The following is a 19,615-nucleotide window of genomic DNA, read 5'->3' as shown; positions in this document are numbered from 1 at the left end:
ACCACGGCGACTTCGACACCATGCTCATCCAGCAAGGCGTACGGCCGCAGCGGATCGCCCGTCTCCACGACCCGACCGACCCGATCCACCCTCAACGCCGCGACGTCCCGAATCCCGGGCTCTGCCATCCTCAGCCTCCGCGTGCCGACGACCTCAACGACACGCGATCACAACAGATCCAGCCGATCACCCGCAGTGACGATCAAACCACCACAGCCACGGAACCCGGCCACTCGCGCCTCGGCTTGACCGGCTCCGCCACGCACACCGACGACAAGTTAGTTCGGTCAACGGGACATGCTCGTGCTGGCATGGGGTGCCGTAGGGTCGGCCGCAGGAGCCCAGCTCGACTTTGCGCTTGTCGAAGTGTTCCTCGAACTCTTGCCATTCCTCGGTGCTGGTCTGGCGGTATTCGTCGCCGGGGCGCAGAGTACGGCGGTCAGCGAGGTAAGCGGTGTAGTGGCGGACGACGTCCTCGTCGAAGACGGCGACGTAACCGCGGGTGGTCTGGATGTTGAGGTGCCCCAGCAGAGCCGCGCCGATGTGGATCGGCAAGCCGCTGTTGACCAACTCGGTGGCGAAGATCCCGCGGAAGTCGTGCGGGGTGAACCGCACGGTCCGGAACTGCGGATAGTGCTCGGCGAGTTCCTCGCAGCGCCGTCTGAGCTGCTGCAGCACCGTGGCGGGAGAGATGACCCGCCGCGTGGAGCCGTGTTGGCGCTGGAACAGGAACGGCAGGGGCGCGCTCCAGATCTTGTCGTGATAGTCGAAGCGTTTGATCAGCTCGATCGTCCGGCCGTCGCGTGTGTGCCGCCGGATGATCGAGGCGATGACGTGGAACAACTCGGCGCTCATGGGGATCACGCGTTCGCGGTCGGTCTTGGAGGGGGCGATGACCTCGCCGTTGGCCCGCTGGTATTGGCGGACACTCAGGTGAGTGAGCTCGCACATCTCTTCGATGCGAACGCCCGAGTGGCGCAGGGTCTCGATGCAGGCCCACTCCCCAAACGCCTGCTCCTCGTTGGCCTCAACGTGGATACTCCGTCCCGCTTCCTCCTCAACGACTCGGACGGGCAGATGGCGCCGGCTCACTCCGGTGGTCGGACGAACTTCGGGCTTAACCACCGAACACCGCCTCGATGTCGGCGGCGGCGTAGCCGGAGGAGTAGCGCGGCTCGGGGCGCGGGCGGGCGTAGTGCTCGGTGAGCTTGTCGAACAGTTCCTCCACGCCGACCGTCAGGTAGCGGCGGGTGTATCCGCGCCACCTTGGCGACGGAGCCGACGCTCGGAACCTGTACACGGCCTTCCATCAGTTGGCGACGAAGGTCCACTTCACGCTCCTTGATCACGACGTAGATAGCCATGATCAACCAGGTGAAGGAAGTGCAGTTAACTGAGCGGAACGTGCGGACTCGTACGGGCGGTAGCCGTGGGCGTCCCGGATCTCCCACGCGTGCTCGTACGCCGTCCTCGACGCCGAGCTGCCCGGCCAAGGGTTCGGCCACCGGCCACGGCATCGCGAGCGGGTCCTCCAGGAACAGACCCACATACCGCACCGTGCACATCTGGAGCGCGAACCGGAGCTGATGGTGCTCCGCAAAAACCTGTTGGCGGACCACGGCGACCACTGCTAACCTGCCGGAGGCCGTGCGAGAGAACGAGGAGGTGGTACCCGTGAACGCGATATCGACATGGGTGCTCCCCTCCGGGGTCACGGTCGGACGATAGGTCGTCCGGGAGCGCCGTTCAAGAGCACTCCCGAAAGGCACGACCATGCGATTCACTTCCGAACAGCGCCTCGACGACGGCGTCCTCGAACGCGATTTCACCCTCGGTGAGATCCCCGGCATCTTGTGGACGCCCGAATCCGGATCCGCACCGGCGCCGCTGATCCTGGTCGGCCACCCCGGCGGGCTGCAGCAGATGCGCCCCCGACTGGCCGCCCGGGCCCGGCACTACGCGGCGGAGTACGGCTTCGCCGCAGCCGCCATCGAGGTCCCCGGGGGCGGCGACCGGCCCCGTTTGGCCGCCGCCGAGCAGGCCCGCGCCGACCTGCGGCGGGCGATGGAGGCCGGCGAACCGGTCGACGAGATCGTCGACGCCCTCGTCCTCCCGGTGGTCGAAAAGGCGGTCCCGGAATGGCAGGCCACCTTGGACGCTCTCCTTTCGCTGCCGGAGATCGGCGGCCCGGTCGGGTATGAGGGGGGAGTGATCTCCGTCGGCATCCGGCTGGCGGTGGTCGAGCCGCGCATCTCGGCCGCCAATCTGTTCGCCGGGAGTTTCGTGCCCGCCACCTTGTTCGAGGAGGCCCGCCAGGTCACCATTCCGCTGCAGGTCCTGCTGCAGTGGGACGACGAAGGAAACGACCGGCAGGCGGCCCTGGACCTGTTCGACACCTTCGGCACCAAGGAGAAAACGCTGCATGCCAATCTCGGCGGGCACACCGGTGTCCCGTCGTTCGAGATCGACGCCGGAGCCCGGTTCTTCGCCCGGCACCTGAGCCAGCGCTAGCCGCCGGCCGGCCCCGCCGTCAGGCCGACAGACGGTAGACGGTAGGCGGTCGGTCAGGACGCCACCACCATCGAGGACAGGCCCCGGCCCTCCTCGATGGTGGTGGCCGGCGGATGCACAACCGCCCCGATCGCGGCGGTACCGGCCGGTCGGGGCGGCGCTCGGCCACCAGCGCCTCCATCGGCGGGGCCCACGCCGTGAGGCATTCGGCCCCTGCCCTGCGGATCGCCGGGCAGACGACCGACGACGACCGACTCGGCCACCATCGCCCAGGCCGGGCCGGGGTTGGCGGCCGGCAGCCGGCCGTCTGTGAACCGAGCGCGGCATGGAGCATCACGCCACGTTCCACACCGAACGCTGGTCACAGGCCGTAGTGATTACTACGCAGGGCTACTTGGGGTCTCATCGCAGCGTCCCGGGCCGCGGGTTCGCCGGCCCCGCCGGCCACAACGCTGCGATCGACATCGGTCGCGGGGCGGTGAGTCACGCCGCCGGCGGCGCGGCCTGACCCGTGCATGCCATGCACGGGTCAGGAGCTGCGAGCTCGGCCCTTCAGGGCCGAGAAGCTGACTTGCGGGCGGTGTCGAAAGCGTGTTCCACTGAGCCGTATGCGATGGGACGCGCCTTCCCTGCTCGCCGTGCCGCCCGATGCCAGGCCGCGGATCGAGCGCTCCGCGCTGGTCAGGGTGCACGGGGCGCTGACCTGCTACGAGGTGCAGGCGCGCGCCGCGCTGGAGCGCGCGCCCGAGGGGTGGAGCCTCAGCCCCTACCGGGGGTGTGCCCAGGGGTGCCGCTACTGCTCGGTGCGCCGGGGGCATCGCTACCTGGGGCTGGACGTCGGCGGTGACTTCGATTCGCGGATCGTGGTGCGTACCAACATCGTGCGGCGGTTGCGTGCGGAGCTGGCCTCGCGCTGGGACGGCGAGCATGTCACGGTCGGGGTGGGTGGTGACTGCTACCAGGGTGCCGAGGACATCTACCGGTTGATGCCCGGCCTGGTCACCGCGTTGCGTGAGGCCGGGGCGCCGTTCACCGTGCACACCAAGAGCCGGCTGATTTTGCGCGACGCCGATCTGCTGGCCGCCACTCCGGGAGCGGGGGTGGTCGTCTCGGTCGCCTTCGTCGACGACCGGATCCGCCGCAGTGTGGAGCCCGGTGCCCACAGCGCGCAAAAGCGTCTGGAGCTGGTGGCCGAGCTGAACGAGCGGGGGGTGGCGTGCGGGGTGGCGATGGCGCCGATCCTGCCGCTGCTGACCGACTCCCCCGACCAGCTCGCGGCCACCGTGCGCCGAATCGCCGACGCCGGGGCCGTCAGTCTGGTCCCGCACGTGCTGCGCCTGCCTGCGGGGGCCCGTGAGTGGTATCTGGCCTGGCTGGGTGAGCACCATCGGGCGCTGGTGCCCCGCTACGGTGAGCTGTACGCCAAGGGGGCCGAGGCCGAGGCCGGCTACGTGCGTCGCGTCACCGACCAGGTCCTGCAGTTGGCCGCCCGCTACGGCATGGGGCCGGTGCGGCCCGAGCAGCCCCTGCCGCTGGCACTGCCCCGCCAGGCCCAGCTCACCTTGCTCTAGCCTTCCCGGTGCGGGGTCAGAAGTGTTCCGGCGGGTCGGGGTGCAGTTCGCGCTGCTCCAGCGACCATGTGAGGTTCTCGCCGGCCGCCGGCGCCACCGTCGCGTCCGGGGTACGCGGTGGTGGCGGTGCGGGGTCGGCCGCGGGGTCAGGCCAGGGCGCTGCCCTTCTTCCACTGCGCGTACGGCATCTGCCAGAAGCCCCAGCCGTTGTTCCACTCCATCTCGCGGTTGGTGCCCGTGATGGTGATCACGTCGCCGCGCTGGACCTGGTTGTAGTACCACTTGGCCTGGTCGGGGCGGGAGTTGATGCAGCCGTGGCTGACGTTTTGGCGTCCCTGGGCCCAGACGTTGTTCAGCGCGTGCACGTACTCGCCGCTGTTGGAGAAGCGGACCGCGTGGTTGATCATCAGGTCGTAGTAGCCGGGATCGCCCTTCTTGCGGCCGGGGGAGATCATGCGTTCGGGGTTGGCCTTGCCCATCGCCAGGTGGACGCCACTGGTGGTGGTGTACTCGCGGGTGCTGGCGTTGCCCGCGCTGATCAGCATGGTCTGCACGACCTTGCCGTCACGCTTGACGATCATCTTGTGCTTGCGGGTGTCGACCGTGGCGATCTGGGCCGCCCCGATGTGGATGACCTTGGTCATGTCCTTGACGCCGTACATGTCCTTGCCGCCCTGGACGCCCTTGAGGCGGGCGGTGAAGGTCACCTTCTGGTGGGGCTGCCAGAATTTCGCGGTGCGGTAGATCACGGTCGTGTCGTTGATCCAGCGCCAGGCTCCCTGGGAGGGTTTCTCCGAGGTGACCTTCAGGGCCTTCTCCACCCCGGCCTTGTTGGCGACCTGCTGGTTGAAGGTGACGATGATCGGTGCCCCCACGCCGACCTTCTCCCCCTTGATCGCCGGGGTCACGTCCGCGACCTCGAGTTCGTGCTCGGGCTTGAGCGTCCGAAAGGAACTGCTGGCGGTCGTGCCGTCCACCGCGCGTGCCGAGACGGTGTAGTCGCTGGCGGGAATCATGGGGGTGGTGGAGGTCCACTTGGTGCGCTCGGCGTCGAAGTCGCCCTCCAGCACCTGGCCGCCGGTTTTGACGGTGACCTCCTCCAGCGCGCCGCTGGAGGCGCTGACGACGACCTTCCTGTTCGGGCGCACGGTCTTGCTGCCCTGGGCGGGGCTGATCTTTATCTCCGGCGCGGCCGGGGTGCTGGGCGCCTCGGCGCCCGGCCCGGCTGCGGGAGTCTTCGTGTCCGCCCCGGTAGAGCAGGCGGTGGCCAGCACCGCCGCGGTCACCAGGGCCAGAGCGGCCAGTGGCGTCCTGTGGCGTTCCACGGTCAGCACAATTTCTCTCCCCCACTACAGCAAACTGCCCTTAAAACACTAATAGGAGATGCATGGTGAATGAACATGGTTGCGACCGGTTTGGTAACATTTCGGTCTCTTCCTAAAGGAGGAAAAATCCTGACCAGGAGTCAGGAGTGGGCGGTACGGCGGGGCCCGAGCCCAAAAAAGGGAGACTTCGGCCGGCACCGAAACGTCCCGGGCCGATGATGGGCGTATGACGTTCGCTCCCCCGGTCCCGCTCGCCGCGCTGGCCGCCCTGCTCGCCGACGACACGCGCGCCAGGTTCTGCCTGGCGCTGCTGGACGGGCGCGCCTGGAGTGCCGGAGAGCTGGCCGCCCACGCCGGTGTGGCGGCCTCGACCGCCAGCGAGCACCTGTCGCGGCTCATCGGCGGCGGGCTGCTGGCCGAGGAGCGGCAGGGACGCCACCGGTACGTGCGCCTGGCCGGGCCGGACGTGGCCCAGCTCATCGAGGACCTGGCCGCCCACGCCCACACCGGCGCCGGCATGGGCGCGGGTGCGCGGCCGACCACGCTGCGCGCCGCGAGCGCCACCCGGGCGCTGGCGGCCGGGCGCACCTGCTACGACCACCTGGCCGGGCGGCTCGGGGTGACGATCACCGACGCGCTCCTCGCGCGCCGTCTGCTGCACCAGGACGCCGGTTTCGCGCTCAGCGACGCCGGGCTGTCATGGTTCGCCACCGAGCTGGGGGTCTGTTTGCCGGCCGGCGGGCGCCGCCTGCTGGCCCGGCCCTGCCTGGACTGGACCGAGCGCCGCCACCACCTGGCCGGCACCGCCGGGGCCGTACTCTGCGCGACCGCGCTGGAGCGCGGCTGGGTCGGCCGGATCGGCTCAGGACGCGCCCTGGCCGTCACCGCCGCCGGACGGGAGGCCCTGGCCCGCCTGCTGGGCGTCACCGGCCTGGCGGAAACCGCCCCCTAGGATCGGCGCAGGCGGTGGGTGAGGCTGGTGTGGCGGCGTCCGGCGCCGCGGGTGCGCACCGCCTGGGCCAGCGCGCGGCGGGAGCCGACGATGACGACGAGCTTCTTGGCCCGGGTGATCGCGGTGTAGATCAGGTTGCGCTGGAGCATCATCCACGCGCTGGTGGCCAGCGGGATCACCACCGCCGGGTACTCGCTGCCCTGGGAGCGGTGAATCGACACCGCGTAGGCGTGGGCCAGCTCGTCCAGTTCGTCGAAGGCGTACTCGACGTTCTCGTCCTCGTCGGTCAGCACGGTCAGCTTGTGCTCGTCGGGTTTGATGTCGACGATCAGGCCCACGGTGCCGTTGAACACCCCGGCGGCGCCCTTTTCGTAGTTGTTGCGCAGCTGGGTGACCTTGTCGCCGACCCGGAAGACCCGCCCGCCGTAGCGGCGCTCGGGCATGCCCTCGCGCGAGGGGGTCAGCGCCTCCTGCAGCGCCTGGTTGAGGTTGCCCGCCCCGGCCGCGCCCCGGTGCATCGGGGCCAGCACCTGCACGTCGCGGCGCGGGTTGAGGCCGAACTTGCGCGGGATGCGGTTGGTGACCACGTCCACGGTCAGCGCCGCGATCTCCTCGGGTTCCTCGCACGGGAACAGGAAGAAGTCGCTCATGCCCTCCAGGGCCGGGTGCAGGCCGGTGTTGACCCGGTGGGCGTTGACGACGACCCCCGACTCCTGGGCCTGGCGGAAGATGTGGGTCAGCCGTACCCGGGGGATCTCCTCCTCGGCGGCCAGCAGATCGCGCAGCACCTCGCCGGCGCCGACCGAGGGTAGTTGGTCGACGTCGCCCACAAAAAGCAGATGCGTGCCCGGGGCGATGGCCTTGACCAGCTTGTTGGCCAGCAGCAGGTCCAGCATCGAGGCCTCGTCGATCACGACCAGGTCGGCGTCCAGAGGGTTGTCGCGATCGAAGGTGGCGTCCCCGCCGGGGCGTAGCTGCAGCAGCCGGTGCACGGTGGTGGCCTCGTGGCCGGTCAGCTCCGCCAGGCGCTTGGCCGCCCTGCCGGTGGGGGCGGCCAGGATCACCTTGGCCTTCTTGGCCCGGGCCAGGGTGACGATGGAGCGCACGGTGAAGCTCTTGCCGCAGCCCGGGCCTCCGGTCAGCACCGCGACCTTCTGGGTCAGCGCCAGCCGCACCGAGTGGGCCTGTTCCTCGGCCAGGTCGGCGCCGGTCTGGGTGCGCAGCCATGTGAGCGCGACGTCCCAGTCGACGGAGCCGAAGACCCCCAGCCGGTCGTGCGCGCAGGTCAGCAGGGTGCGCAGGGAGCTCGCCAGGGACAGTTCGGCGCGGTGGAAGGGCACCAGGTAGACCGCGGGGACGGTGCCGTCGCCGACCGGGATGTCCTCGGCGACCACCCCCTCCTCGGCGATGAGTTCCTGCAGGCAGCGCGTGGTCAGCTCGGCGGCGACCTCCAGGATCTTCACCGCGTCGGCGACGAGGTTGGGCGCCGGAAGGTAGCAGTGGCCGTCGTCGGCGGCCTGGGAAAGGGTGTAGCGCAGGCCCGCCTTGACGCGTTCGGGGCTGTCGTGAGGGATGCCCACGGCCTGGGCGATGGTGTCGGCGGTCTTGAAACCGATGCCCCACACGTCGTCGGCCAGCCGGTAGGGTTCGCTTTTGACGACGGTGATGGAGTTGTCGCCGTACTGCTTGAAGATCCGGACCGCGATCGAGGTGGACACACCGACCCCCTGCAGGAAGATCATCACCTCTTTGATGATCTTCTGTTCCTCCCAGGCGACGCCGATCATCTTGGTCCGTTTGGGGCCGAGGCCGGGGACCTCGGCCAGCCGCTCGGGGGTGGTCTCGATGACCTCCAGGGTCTCGACGCCGAAGTGCTCGACGATCCGGTCGGCCATCCTCGGCCCGATGCCCTTGATCAGCCCGGAGCCCAGGTAGCGCCGGATGCCCTGCACGGTGGCGGGCAGCACGGTGGCGTACGACCACACCTCGAACTGCTTGCCGTACTTGGGGTGGGAGGTCCAGCGCCCGGTCAGCCGCAGTGACTCGCCGGGCTGGGCTCCCAGCAGCGGCCCGACCACGGTCAGCAGGTCGCTGGAGCGGTCTATGGCCACCCTGGCGATGGTGTAGCCGCTCTCCTCGTTGGCGTAGGTGATGCGTTCGAGCACGGCCTCCAGCACGCTGCCGGGAGTGGGGGGCGCCGGAGGGGTGGTCATGGCGGGTATTGTGCCGCAGCCGGCCTCCGGCTCCAAGCCGGGCTCACCCGGTGACGGCCGCCCCCGCCCGTGCCCCCGACCCGCCTGCCTCGCGGCGCGGGATCGCAGGGTGCGAGGTTTCACCGGGTTCGCCGGGCCCGGTACGCGGGCGGGCGGGGCGAGCCGCGGACACGCCGGCCTCTCCTGCCCTCTTCGCGGGCCAGAAGGGCACCGTGTGTGATGGAGTCTCTCCGATCCGTAACGGCTTTGCCGCCGAAGTCCGGGGCGCATGGCACCCGGCTGCGAAGGAGAGGCACATGCGAAGGACACTCACCGCCCTGATGATGGCGCTGGGCACGGTGGCGACGGCCGGCGCCGCGGCGCCGCCGGCCGCCGGGCGGCCCGGCATCGAGGTCATCGGGCTGACCGGCGACCAGCGTCTGGTGGGTTTTGCGATCCGCTCCCCGGTCGTACGCGTGATCTGGGCAGGGTCCGCGGGCTCGACGGCGACACCCGGCTGGTGGGCATCGACTACCGCGTGCAGAACGGCAGGCTGTACGGCGTCGGAGAGCGCGGCGGCGTCTACACGCTCAGCGGCCCGGCCAGGGCGGTCAAGGTCTCCCAGCTGACCGTGGCGCTGAAGGGCTACCACTTCGGCGTCGACTTCAGTCCTGCGGCCAACCGGCTGCGGGTGATCAGCGACACCGGGCAGAACCTGCGGCACAACCTCGACGACCCCACGGGCGGCCCGGCCGCCGGGCAGACCGTGGCCGACCGTACGCTGACCCTCCCGCCCGTCCCGCCCGCCGTGGCGGGAACGGTCGCGACCGGTGTGTCGGGCGCCGGATACACCAACAACGACCTCAGCCCGGACACCGCCACGACGCTCTTCGGCGTGAACACCGCCACCGGCCAGGTGAGCCTGCAGTCGCCCGCGGGGGCGGGCACCCTGGTGCAGACCGGCAGCCTGCGGGTGGCCGCGAGCGGCGCGGCGGGTTTCGACGTCTACAGCTCGCTGCGCGACGGGGTCACCGTCTCCAACAGCGCCTTCGCGGCGCTGAAGGTCGCCGGCCGCTACGGGTTCTACGGGATCAACCTGCTCACCGGTGCCGTCAACTACAACTACGGTGCCTTTCCCGCCGACCGCCAGGTCCTCGACATCGCCATCCGGCTCGACCGCGGCTGAGTTCGATCTCGGTCGCGGTGCGGCCCCGGGCCTCGTCGCCGGCTCCGGGGTCGAGTTGAGGGACGTGCGCTACCGGGGCAGGCTCGCGCCGCGCCGGGCGCACGTGCCTCAACGTCCAGTACGAGGAGGACGGCGTCACCGACCGCGACCGGCGCCGATCCGGTGGGCCGGGGAAGGTGGATCTGCCCCGGTGAGCACGGCGACCCCGCAGAGCCCTGCGGTGTCGCCGGCCTGGCGACCCCGGCTCCGGCAACCGGGCGATGCTGAAGCGCCTCGTCAACGGCGAGAGCGTCAGCGTCACCAACGTCGTCGTCTGGCAGGCCGGGCACTTTGGGCACGACCAGAACGAGCCCGACCTCAGCGCACGTAGACGTTGGGCCTGGGCGGGGCCGACATGCCCGAGCCGATGAAGAAGCTCGGGTGCGGTGGCTGGTTGTAGGCGGTGTTCTGCCAGGCGATCGCGGTGCGGTACTGGGTGTCGTGCATCAGGGTGTGGATCCGCCGGTCGGTGACGGCGGTGGTGGTGTGGATCCGCAGCGCGGTGTTGTCGGAGGTGGCCCAGATGACCTCCTCGCGCCAGTCGCCCAGCAGGTCCCCCGAGAGTGCCGGGGTGGCCTTGGTGCCGTTGTTGGAGTGCACCCCACTGGCGGTCAGCAGGCGGCTCTCACCGCTCGTGCCGTACTTGTCGATCTTGGTGGCGTCCAGCAGTTCCCGTACCGGGTCGGCGTCCCACCAGGCCAGGAAGTTCGTCGAGGAGGGTTTGCGGCCCACGATCTGGCCGGAGGTGTTGAAGATGCCGTCCCCGCCGGAGGCCGACCACGACTCGGCTCCGGCGCTGCCGGACCAGATGTCGGCCGACACGCCCCGGCCGTTGTCGCCGCTTGCGCCGGTCTGCCACAGGATCTGCCCGGTGCGGGCGTCGGCCATCCACGAGCTGGGCTTGGCGGCATCCTCGTCGACCTTGAACACCTCCAGGCCGCTCCTTGCCGGGTTGAGGTCGCCGACGTGCAACGCGTCCCCGTGACCGAGGCCGGTGTTCCACAGGACCGTGCCGTTGTCGTTGAGGGTCATCGCCCCGTAGACGATCTCATCCTTGCCGTCGGCGTCGACGTCGGCGACCGAGAGCTGATGGTTGCCCTGCCCGGTGTAGGCCGATCCCGCGCTGTTGGAGTCGAACTTCCAGCGCTGGGTCAGGGAGCCGTTACGAAAGTCCCAGGCCGCCACGACGGTACGGGTGTAGTAGCCGCGGGCCATGATCAGGCTAGGCCGGGTGCCGTCCAGGTAGGCGGTCCCGGCCAGGAACCGGTCGACGCGGTTGCCGTAGGAGTCGCCCCAGGCCGAGACCGTGCCGCGGGGCGGGTCGTAGTTGACCGTGGACAGCGCCGCGCCGTTCTGCCCGTTGAATATGGTCAAGTACTCGGGGCCGGACAGGATGTATCCGGAGGAGTTGCGGTGGTCGGCGGAGGAGTTGCCGATCACGGTGCCGGTGCCGTCCACCGTGCCGTCGGCGGTCTTCGTCGCGACCTCGGCCCGGCCGTCACCGTCGTAGTCGTAGACCTGGAACTGCGTGTAGTGCGCGCCCGCGCGGATGTTGCGCCCGAGGTTGATGCGCCACATCCGTCCGCCTCCCAGCCGGTAGGCGTCGAGGTAGACGTTGCCGGTGTAGCCGGACTGGGAGTTGTCCTTGGCGTTGGTGGGCTCCCACTTGAGGATCACCTCGTAGCGGCCGTCGCCGTCGAGGTCGCCCACGCTGGCGTCGTTGGCGGCGTAGGTGTAGGCGACGCCGTCGGGTGTGGTCCCGCCGGAGGGGGGCTGGATCGCCACGTCGAGGTAGTTGCCGCCGGAAAAGCGCAGGGAGGATTCGGAGGCGGCCTGCTCGGTGCCGCCGGCCACCGCTCGCACGGTGTAGGAGGCGTCGGCCGCGGCGCCGGGGTCGAAGTAGTTGGTGGAGGCGGTGATGGGTGAGGCGTTCACCTTGGTCGAGCCCCGGTAGAGGTTGAAGGCCACGTCCGCCGGGTCGGTGCCCAGCAGGCGCCAGGCGACGAAGTTGCCGCTGCCGGAACGGGCGCTGATCAGCCCGCGGTCGAGGTCCTCGACCTGCCGGGCGCCGGCGGAGGACGTAGGGGTCACCGTCGGGGTGGGAGTGGCAGTGGGAGTAGTGGGAGTCGGTGTTGGGGTCGGGCCGGTCGGGCCGGTGCAGGCGACGCCGTTGAGCGTGAACACCGTCGGCGCCGGGTTCGCGGAGTTGTTCCAGGAGGCGTTGAAACCAAAGGAGACGGTGGCGCCGGTGGTGATCGCGGCGTTGTAGCCGGCGTCGGTGGCGCTGACCTGGGCGCCGCTCTGGGTGACGGTGGAGTTCCAGGCCTGGCTCACCTGCTGTCCGGCGGCGAAACTCCAGTTCAGGGTCCAGCCGCTGAGGGGGTCACCGAGGTTGGTGAGCGCCACGTTGCCGGTGAAGCCTCCCGACCACTGGGTGGACACCGAGTAGTCGACGCGGCAGCCGGTCGCCGCGGCATGGGCGACCAGGACCGGTGCCAGGCTCGCGGCGAGCGCGAGCGCGGCCGCCGAGCAGATCAACGGTGGTGATGATCGGGACATGCTCTCCCCCTGTGGTTGAGCGGGCACGAGTTCGGAAAGCGCTTTCAGAACTTTCATCACATACCGAAAATCCCCTCCTGGAGCCATCGGGGGATGGGGTGGCCTCGGTGCTCGAAGAGGTTCCGGCGCCCTCCGCATCCCTTTCCACCTGCGGTTACCAGGCGCGGGCGAGACGCGATCGGGCGCCCCTGCGCCCGGTGGGGAGTGAAACTTTCACCCGTGTGCTCATAGGCTCTGCGGGAATTCGTGACTCGGTCGTGAGTGGATGTCCGCGACGGATCGGAATTTTCATCGCCGACCTGGGTGCCGACTTCCCGCCGGGCGCGTCGGCCGGGGCACCCGAGCACATGGCTGGTACGGCAAGGCTTCTGTGACCGGTACCGGGCATCCAGGCGGGGTGCCGGCCGAAGACTCCGCCGGCCTGCGCGTCATGTACCGTCGCCTCTGACCTCTCACATCTGGTACGTCCCCTTCGTGCCCTGTTTCCGGCGAGGCCGATGCTCTCCCTTGACGCCGTCCAGTGGGTGATACTGCTGGCCGCCCTGTTCCTTGTGGGCTTCTCCAAGACCGGCGTCTCCGGAGCGGGGACGGTGGCGATCGCCCTGTTCGCGCTCGTGCTGCCGACCAGGCAGTCCACGGGCACGTTGCTGCCGCTACTGCTCGTCGGCGACGTGGTCGCGGTGTTCTCCTACCGCCGCCATGCCGACTGGCCCAGGCTGATCAGGCTCTTTCCATGGGTCGCCCTGGGCGTGGTGGCCGGCGCGTTCGTGGTGCGCCGGGTCGACGACGCGCAGATGAGACGGCTGATCGGCGTGATCCTGGTGGTGATCGTCGTCGTGCATCTGTGGAACCGGCGCCGGGCGCAGGAGGACTCCCTGGCCCACCGCCGCCCCGTGGCGGCCCTGGCGGGCGTCCTGGCCGGCTTCGCCACCATGACGGCCAACGCCGCGGGGCCCGTCATGGCCGTCTATCTTCTGGCGGCGGGCCTGCCGATGCTGGGCTTCCTGGGGACCAGCGCGTGGTTCTTCCTGACGATCAACACCTTCAAGGTGCCGTTCAGCGTCGCGCTCGGCCTGATCACTCCGGCCACCCTCCTCTTCGCCGCGCTGGGTGCCCCGGCGGTGCTGGCCGGGGCCGCGGCCGGGCGTGCCGTGATCGGCCGGATCGACCGGACGCTCTTCGAACGCATCACGCTGGGGCTTACCCTGCTCGCCGCGGTGCGCCTGCTGCTCTGACGTCCTCTCCGCGGCGCCCCTCTCCAAGAGGGCACGGTGGGGACACGGGGTCAGCCGCGCCGCCGTGCGAACCGCGCTGGCCGACCTGCTACCCGATCGGCCTGACCCGATCGCCTGACGTGCGGCTCGGCCCTTAGCGCCAATACCCGGGCCGGATCTTCCTGGTGCCCCTTTCTGCCGTGGAGGAGGGCGGGCGTGGCCCGGCCTTCCCTCGGCGCTGGTGTTCAGAGGGGGTTCGTGGGAGACAGAGAGATCGCGACGCGGACGACCAGGAAGCGGGGTGTCGTTGAGGCTCGTGTCACCAGGTACACAGGAGCCTTACGACTCCCCGAAGCGCAGCGGGGTCGGCCAGCTGGTCATCGCGGTGGACACCAGGGGGCCGCACTCGGCGCCCCCGGGGGTTCTACTCGCTGAACTCGGTCACGGAAAACGCCTTGTCCAGTTGGCCGGCGGCCAGGTCGTCGTGGCGGATCACAAAACTCCCGTAATAGAACTCGTCGGCCACGAGAAAGCGGGCGAGCGACATCCACTCACTTGTCAGCAGGTGCTTCTCCCTCTCCACCTGGGAATACCATTTCGCCATCGGGATGACGATCTCGCCGGCCTTCTCGCGCCCCGTGAGGGTCTGCTCCGCAATGCTCGTGATCACCTCATCGTCGACATACCCGCCGATGTAGGCGCTGGCGAGCCCTTCGTCAGGCGGCCAGAGGTCGTAGGCCAGAGCGCGGAGTTCGCCCAGGTGCGGCACGTCACGCTCCAGGTCACGGGCCAGCTGCTGCTGGAAGGGCGACAGGTCTTCCTCGTCCTCGTCCTCGTCCTCGTCGTGCGTCGCGAACCAATCAGGCAGCTCCGCGAGGAGCGTGGCGCTGAGGTCGTACTGCTTGCCGACGAACAAGGCCGCTCACGACTGGACGGCTTGGGAGGGGGTTCCCGTAGTTCTCAGGAAATTTCGGGCGGATATGGCTGAGTAGGCTTCTGAGCTGGGGATCTTGGGGGGGCTGGCTGGAAAGGTGCCCACCGCACCGCCGGTGGCGGTGGCTCGGTTGGCCGACCAGTTGGGTGTCGACCCCGTCGAGCTGCGGTCCTACGGCCGGCGGGCGAAGACCCGCACCGAACACCTGCGTCTGGTCGCGCAGTACCTGGGGTGGCGCCCGCCGTTGACGCTGGAGCTCAAGGAGCTCGACGAGTTCCTGCTCGCACGAGCGATGGAGCACGACTCGCCGACGCTGCTGTTCCGGCTGGCGTGCGAGTACCTGATCTCCGCGCGGGTGATCCGGCCTGGACCGGTGATCGTGGTCAAGCGGGTCGCGCACGCCCGCGAGGAAGCGCAGCGGGAGACGTTCGCCCGGCTGGCGCACGAGTTCACCGACGTTCGGTGCGCCGCACTGGACGGGCTGCTGGTCACCGACCCCGAGGTCAAGACCACACGACTGCGGTGGCTGGCCACCGGCCCGGTCGAGGCCTCCCCGGCCACGGTGAAGGCGACTGCGCACCGGCGATGTGTACGTGTGCGGCCGCTGGTCGCCGAGCGAGATGCCCAGCGTCTCGCTCACACTCCTGCTCGCGCACGCGAGCGCGTCAGCGCTACCGCAACGCCTCTGCGAAAGCAGACAGCCGCTGTTGCAGGTGGCCGGGGAAGGCCTTCCCGTCCGACGGCAGCGGCGGTCGGGGAGGGTTGGCCATGGGGGCGCCCCTGCCCGTGCGAGGGTGAAGTCGAGATCCGGTGGGTGGTGCTCGAGCCCGCCGGGTACGCCGTGCTGCGTCCGGAACCCGGGGGACTATCTACGGACGCAGATCGCGCACCGATTAGGTTTCCGCGCCGCGCCCGTCTGTACGTGTGAGATCGACTCACGAGAGGTTGGCATGATGCGGAAACTGATCTTCGGCATGAACGTGACCCTGGACGGCTACATCGCCGCGCCCGGCGACGACCTCGGCTGGAGCGTACCGAGCGACGAGCTGTTCCAGTGGTGGTCCGACCGGGTGGGGGCGACCGGCCTGGCGCTGTACGGGCGCAAACTGTGGGAGACGATGAGCTCCCACTGGCCGACCGCCGACCAGCAGCCTGGCGCTACCCCGGCGGAGATCGAGTTCGCCCGCCGCTGGCGGGACATGCCGAAGGCGGTGTTCTCCTCGACGACCAGTACGGTCGACTGGAACACCCGCCTGGTCACCGGCGACGCGGTCGCCGAGATCACCCGGCTCAAGGCCGAGGACGGCGGCCCGATGGACATCTGCGGCGCCACGCTCGCCGGGGCGGCCATGCGGGCCGGGCTGATCGACGAGTACGTGCTGGTCACCCACCCGGTCCTGGTGGGCGGCGGCACGCCGTTCTTCACGGTCCTGGACAGCTGGGTGAACCTGACCCTGGTGGAGACGCGGACGTTTCCCGGCGGCGTGGTGCTGACCCGACACGAGACGAGACGATGAGCACGGGCCAGATGCTCGGCTCGTGAGGCCAGGTCGAAATCCTTCCTGGCGTGCTCACCGTGACCCTCGGCTATGAGGGAACCTTCCCTGGGCCCTTCCTCGCGTTCCGAGTGAGCTGTTGACCGGCGTGCTGGAGATGAGGGACGACGGCATCGTTGATCGTGACGATGTTCTTCGGGCATGAAGATGCCCCGCCGGCAACGCCGGCGGGGCGGTGGTGCTCGCGTTGCCGCGTTGGTGTTCAGCTGGTCGGGATGCTCATTGCGCGGTGACTTCGGTGACGGCGGCCCGTGCGCTGGACTCGTCGACGATGGGGCCTTCGTCTGATGACAGTGTCGGGGGCAGGCCCAGCCATGGTTTGTCGGTGGCGTCGAATCCGGTGAGCTCGGCGATCTTCCTGTCGACGATGTGCAGGACCGCGATGGTAAACAGCCGGTACTCCGGGTCGTCGGGGGTGCGGAGGTACAGCGCGGCGGCAGGCATGCGGTTGACCGTCGTGGTGATACAGCGCCAGTCGTCGTGGCCACGCTGGAAGAGCCCACCGGAGACCCAGCCGTCCACCGCGTCCTTGGCCGTGATGACCGAGGTTCCCGGCTCGGGCAGCATCGCGAAGCGCAGGTCGTCGCGCAGCAGGGACATCAGCCCGTCGAGGTCGTTGCGCTCATGGGCGTCGATATACGACTTCACCACGCCACGCTCGTCATTCGACAGCTCGTGGGTGGCGGGTCTCCGCCAGTCGAGGCGGCGGTCGGGTAGCTGCTCGCGCATCGTCACGCGCGCCCGCTGCAGTGCGCTGGTCACCGATGCGACGGTCAGCTCGAGGGCGTCGGCGGCCTTCGACGCCGGCCAGCCGAGGACGTCGCGCAGGATGAACACCGCCCGCTGCCGCGGCGGCAGGTGCTGGACGGCGACGATGAACGCCAGCTCGATCGTCTCCCGCGCCACCACCGATTCCTGCGGGTCCTCGGGGAGCATCCGGTCGGGGTAGGGCTGCAGGTACAGCACCTCGGAGCCGGGGTCCGGCAGCTCGGATGGTACGGGTGTGCGGTCGTTGCGCTTCTCCAGGAAGTCGAGGCAGGCGTTCGTCGCGATCCGGTACAGCCAGGTCCGCAGGGCCGCGTGGCCCTTGAACGACTCCCGCTTGTTCCACGCTCGCAGGAACGTCTCCTGCGTCAGGTCCTGGGCATCCTCGTAGTTCGCGAGCATCCGGTAGCAGTGCACCTGCAGCTCACGCCGGTGGCGCTCCGTGAGAAGTGCGAACCTCGCCGTGTCGTCTGAGCGGACCGCAGCGAGGAACGTGGCCTCGTCGGCGCCCAGCGGTCTGGTGTCGGTCATGGTCATCAATCCTTCCACCGGTGCGAGGGGCTACCAGAACTGACGACGTGGCGGAGGATTTCTGATCGGTGAAGCCGCTGACACCAGGCCGTTCGTCAGGCCGGGTGGGTCGGGTCGATACAGGGGACGTGCTCCGGGTCGGGCACACCCTCGATGTCGAGGTGGGGTCCCCGTAGTACCCCACAGCTTCGCGTCGTTGTCCGGTGGCGTGTTTGCCCGCTCGACGAAGCCCGCGGCCTGCTGTTCAGCGTCAGCGGCTCCGGCGGCACCCTCAGGTGCGCGAGCGCCTGTTCGTGCAGCCGTGCGTCGATGGGCGCCGTCGTACGCTGAGGTCATAGTGATCACGTTTCCTGTCGACGGGCCTCGGCGTGTCAGATAATCCCGCATTATCTGACAAATTGGAGGATCGCTCCTGGGGCGACGTCCCCGGCGGCGACACTCCTTTATGCGTGTTGTCTGACAGCTGAGGGAAGCGGGGTCCCGATGGCCACCGAAAGGAAGACGACCTGCTCTACGACATCGGCACCGCCCGGATGCCCGGCCGGCTCCTCGGCCGCCGCCGCACCGGGCCGGTGTTCCTGTCCACCCGCCGCGCACCCGAGGACGGCACCGCGCGCTCCGGGGAGTTCGACAAGAGCAGTCGACGGCGCCGGATGACCTACCGCACCACCGAACGACACCTTGGCACCGCTACCAGTGGCTGGGACCTGCGCGATCTACGCCACTCCCGGCTCACCCACGCCAAAGAGGACGGCGCCCCCGAGGCCGACCTGATGAACCTCCGTCCGTATCCGCGCCCACTACTTCTCCAACGCCGCCCGGCTGGAGGAAGGCGTACTGCTGCGCGACGCGCACAAACTGGCCGGCATCCCCGGCGTGCTCATCCACGGTCGCTTCGACCTGGGCTCGCCGCTGGAGAACGCCTGGCAACTGGCCCAGCCCTGGCCCGGCGCGCGGCTCGTCGTGGTGGAGAACTCCGGGCATACTGGCAGCACCACCATGGCCACGGCGATTTCCGCCGCCTTGGATGGCTTCGCGAGCTAGACGAATGAGTCTGATGTGATCAGTCGTTGTCGATGAGGTTGAGGCCGTGGTTGAGGTGGGCATGGAACGTGGGCCGGGCGCCGGTCGGACCGCTCAGGACGAACTCGTAGGCGGCGTCGTCAGGGTCGTCGGGGTCCAAGAGGTGTCCGCGGACTTCCACTTCGTACCAGCCGGGTGGTACGGAAATGCGACGATGCCGGGGATCGTCGGGCGTCCACTTCGTGAGGTAGCCCAGGCCACACAGCAGCAGCTCTTCTGACCGGACGTGCAGAACCCACCCGGCGGATGTCACCTTGGGGTCCTGCCACGGTGAAGGGCTCTGGGCGTGGCGTACGAGCACGGTGTAGAAGCCGGGATCGATGTTCTGCGCGGGAATCGCGATGCCGTCACGTACGACCTGATCGCCCTGCTCACTCGTGCTGAACAGCTGCAGCAGATTCCTGCCGACGGGGCTGCTGGCACCGACCTCGTCGAGCCCTGTGGCATCGAGCAGCACGAAGCCGAAGAGCTCGGGAAAGCACCCTTTGAACCGCGCGGTGGGAAACGTCATGGCCGAACAGTAACGAGTCGCGCCTGCACGCAGCCTCCCGCGGAGCAAGGTACGGCCCGGGTTTCGCCCTCGCCCTTGCCCCTCGCAGGAAACGGTCTGGCTTCCCGGTCCGGTCACGGAAAAGGGGCGAGGGCCTCGATGATCCGTTTGTGACGACGGACCTTGAGACCCTCTTGACCGCACTGTATGTGAAGATCGACGACGAGATCGGAGGAACGCGGTGGATGGGACGACCGCCCCTGCTCAGCGACTCCGAACTCGTCTGCCTGGCCGTGTCCCAGGCCCTGCTCGGCTTCCACTCCGAGGCGCGTTGGCTGCGCTTCGCCCGCGAGCGCCTGGCCGCCCTGTTCCCGTACCTTCCACAGCGGTCTGGGTACAACAAGCGCCTACGCGCGGCGTTGCCGCTGGTCCAGCGTATGATCCGGGAGCTGGCAACGGACAGCGACTTCTGGACGGACACCGTGTGGATCACGGACTCCACCCCGGTGCGCTGCGGCATGTCGCGCCTGACCGTGCAGCACTCGAACACCGCCACCCCGAGCGGAGGCCTGCGCCCCGGCGCACAACGGCCGGCTCCGGTCGGCGGCGCGCCGATGTCGAAGTCGACGCGATCGCCGCCAAGTACGCCTCCGCTCCCCTGCCGCCGGGCGGTATCGTCACCGACGCCGACCACCCGGTCGCCGGCC

16 protein-coding genes and 1 pseudogene are annotated in these 19,615 nt (G+C 69.4%); 9 read left to right on the top strand and 8 right to left on the bottom strand.

The window, feature by feature from the left end:
- Positions 1-186: 186 nt before the first annotated feature.
- Positions 187-1,092, bottom strand: coding sequence for a tyrosine-type recombinase/integrase (locus tag IG98_RS0114155; protein ID WP_051752072.1), 906 nt, complete (start codon positions 1,090-1,092; stop codon positions 187-189).
- Positions 1,093-1,117: 25 nt separating this feature from the next.
- On the bottom strand, positions 1,118-1,300 hold the full coding sequence (locus IG98_RS53295) for a hypothetical protein (protein WP_030911274.1): 183 nt from the start codon (positions 1,298-1,300) through the stop codon (positions 1,118-1,120).
- A 473-nt stretch (positions 1,301-1,773) separates the two neighbouring features.
- On the opposite strand from IG98_RS53295, the gene IG98_RS0114145 reads away from it, so the two are divergent.
- Both IG98_RS0114145 and IG98_RS0114135 read left to right on the top strand, forming a co-directional pair.
- A complete protein-coding gene (locus IG98_RS0114145; RefSeq protein WP_030911270.1) occupies positions 1,774-2,511 on the top strand; it encodes a dienelactone hydrolase family protein in 738 nt (245 codons plus the stop codon).
- Between the two features lie 608 nt (positions 2,512-3,119).
- Entirely contained in the window at positions 3,120-4,082 is a 963-nt protein-coding gene (locus IG98_RS0114135) for a radical SAM protein (protein ID WP_030911264.1), read from the top strand.
- Positions 4,083-4,228: 146 nt separating this feature from the next.
- On the opposite strand, the gene IG98_RS0114125 is transcribed toward IG98_RS0114135, so the two are convergent.
- Positions 4,229-5,416, bottom strand: coding sequence for a L,D-transpeptidase (locus IG98_RS0114125; RefSeq protein WP_051752071.1), 1,188 nt, complete (start codon positions 5,414-5,416; stop codon positions 4,229-4,231).
- A gap of 217 nt (positions 5,417-5,633) precedes the next feature.
- On the opposite strand from IG98_RS0114125, the gene IG98_RS0114120 reads away from it, so the two are divergent.
- Positions 5,634-6,359 (top strand): ArsR/SmtB family transcription factor, encoded by a 726-nt coding sequence (locus tag IG98_RS0114120; RefSeq protein WP_030911258.1) that lies wholly within the window; start codon positions 5,634-5,636, stop codon positions 6,357-6,359.
- Here IG98_RS0114120 and recD2 read toward each other — a convergent pair.
- Positions 6,356-8,572 (bottom strand): SF1B family DNA helicase RecD2, encoded by a 2,217-nt coding sequence (gene recD2 / locus IG98_RS0114115; RefSeq protein ID WP_030911255.1) that lies wholly within the window; start codon positions 8,570-8,572, stop codon positions 6,356-6,358. The two genes, IG98_RS0114120 and recD2, sit on opposite strands and share 4 nt — an antisense overlap.
- 499 nt (positions 8,573-9,071) lie before the next feature.
- Between recD2 and IG98_RS44845 the strand changes: the two genes are divergently transcribed.
- A complete protein-coding gene (locus IG98_RS44845; protein ID WP_051752070.1) occupies positions 9,072-9,737 on the top strand; it encodes a DUF4394 domain-containing protein in 666 nt (221 codons plus the stop codon).
- A gap of 357 nt (positions 9,738-10,094) precedes the next feature.
- On the opposite strand, the gene IG98_RS0114105 is transcribed toward IG98_RS44845, so the two are convergent.
- The gene (locus tag IG98_RS0114105) at positions 10,095-12,335 is read right to left on the bottom strand and encodes a rhamnogalacturonan lyase family protein (protein ID WP_030911252.1); all 2,241 of its coding nucleotides are present in this window, start codon (positions 12,333-12,335) and stop codon (positions 10,095-10,097) included.
- Positions 12,336-12,832: 497 nt separating this feature from the next.
- Here IG98_RS0114105 and IG98_RS0114100 point away from each other — a divergent pair, with 497 nt between their 5' ends.
- A complete protein-coding gene (locus IG98_RS0114100; RefSeq protein ID WP_030911249.1) occupies positions 12,833-13,570 on the top strand; it encodes a sulfite exporter TauE/SafE family protein in 738 nt (245 codons plus the stop codon).
- Positions 13,571-13,973: 403 nt separating this feature from the next.
- On the opposite strand, the gene IG98_RS44840 is transcribed toward IG98_RS0114100, so the two are convergent.
- Positions 13,974-14,465 (bottom strand): hypothetical protein, encoded by a 492-nt coding sequence (locus tag IG98_RS44840; RefSeq protein WP_051752069.1) that lies wholly within the window; start codon positions 14,463-14,465, stop codon positions 13,974-13,976.
- 115 nt (positions 14,466-14,580) lie between these two features.
- Here IG98_RS44840 and IG98_RS52495 point away from each other — a divergent pair, with 115 nt between their 5' ends.
- Both IG98_RS52495 and IG98_RS0114085 read left to right on the top strand, forming a co-directional pair.
- The gene (locus IG98_RS52495) at positions 14,581-15,411 is read left to right on the top strand and encodes a DUF4158 domain-containing protein (protein ID WP_037970267.1); all 831 of its coding nucleotides are present in this window, start codon (positions 14,581-14,583) and stop codon (positions 15,409-15,411) included.
- 25 nt (positions 15,412-15,436) lie between these two features.
- On the top strand, positions 15,437-16,000 hold the full coding sequence (locus IG98_RS0114085) for a dihydrofolate reductase family protein (protein WP_030911243.1): 564 nt from the start codon (positions 15,437-15,439) through the stop codon (positions 15,998-16,000).
- 258 nt (positions 16,001-16,258) lie between these two features.
- Here IG98_RS0114085 and IG98_RS0114080 read toward each other — a convergent pair whose 3' ends face one another.
- The gene (locus IG98_RS0114080; protein ID WP_211263975.1) at positions 16,259-17,335 is read right to left on the bottom strand and encodes an RNA polymerase subunit sigma-70; all 1,077 of its coding nucleotides are present in this window, start codon (positions 17,333-17,335) and stop codon (positions 16,259-16,261) included.
- Positions 17,336-18,211: 876 nt separating this feature from the next.
- On the opposite strand from IG98_RS0114080, the gene IG98_RS48635 reads away from it, so the two are divergent.
- On the top strand, positions 18,212-18,379 hold the full coding sequence (locus IG98_RS48635; RefSeq protein WP_245651551.1) for an alpha/beta fold hydrolase: 168 nt from the start codon (positions 18,212-18,214) through the stop codon (positions 18,377-18,379).
- Positions 18,380-18,398: 19 nt separating this feature from the next.
- On the opposite strand, the gene IG98_RS0114070 is transcribed toward IG98_RS48635, so the two are convergent.
- A complete protein-coding gene (locus IG98_RS0114070; protein ID WP_030911236.1) occupies positions 18,399-18,929 on the bottom strand; it encodes a hypothetical protein in 531 nt (176 codons plus the stop codon).
- Positions 18,930-19,078: 149 nt separating this feature from the next.
- On the opposite strand from IG98_RS0114070, the pseudogene IG98_RS0114065 reads away from it, so the two are divergent.
- Positions 19,079-19,474: pseudogene (locus IG98_RS0114065) on the top strand (IS982 family transposase); the annotation flags it as partial.
- Positions 19,475-19,615 lie beyond the last annotated feature (141 nt).

Origin of the sequence: Streptosporangium amethystogenes (assembly GCF_000721075.1) — a bacterium.
Taxonomy (GTDB): domain Bacteria; phylum Actinomycetota; class Actinomycetes; order Streptosporangiales; family Streptosporangiaceae; genus Streptosporangium; species Streptosporangium amethystogenes.
The sequence above is the reverse complement of the archived record's forward strand: the minus strand, read 5'-3'. Positions and strand labels throughout refer to the sequence as shown.

Coding starts and splice junctions, on each gene's coding strand:
- IG98_RS0114145 (WP_030911270.1), top strand. CDS start 1,774: ATGCGATTCACTTCCGAACAGCGCCTCGACGACGGCGTCCTCGAACGC.
- IG98_RS0114135 (WP_030911264.1), top strand. CDS start 3,120: ATGCGATGGGACGCGCCTTCCCTGCTCGCCGTGCCGCCCGATGCCAGG.
- IG98_RS0114120 (WP_030911258.1), top strand. CDS start 5,634: ATGACGTTCGCTCCCCCGGTCCCGCTCGCCGCGCTGGCCGCCCTGCTC.
- recD2 (WP_030911255.1), bottom strand. CDS start 8,572: ATGACCACCCCTCCGGCGCCCCCCACTCCCGGCAGCGTGCTGGAGGCC.
- IG98_RS0114105 (WP_030911252.1), bottom strand. CDS start 12,335: ATGTCCCGATCATCACCACCGTTGATCTGCTCGGCGGCCGCGCTCGCG.
- IG98_RS0114100 (WP_030911249.1), top strand. CDS start 12,833: ATGCTCTCCCTTGACGCCGTCCAGTGGGTGATACTGCTGGCCGCCCTG.
- IG98_RS0114085 (WP_030911243.1), top strand. CDS start 15,437: ATGCGGAAACTGATCTTCGGCATGAACGTGACCCTGGACGGCTACATC.
- IG98_RS0114080 (WP_211263975.1), bottom strand. CDS start 17,335: ATGACCGACACCAGACCGCTGGGCGCCGACGAGGCCACGTTCCTCGCT.
- IG98_RS0114070 (WP_030911236.1), bottom strand. CDS start 18,929: ATGACGTTTCCCACCGCGCGGTTCAAAGGGTGCTTTCCCGAGCTCTTC.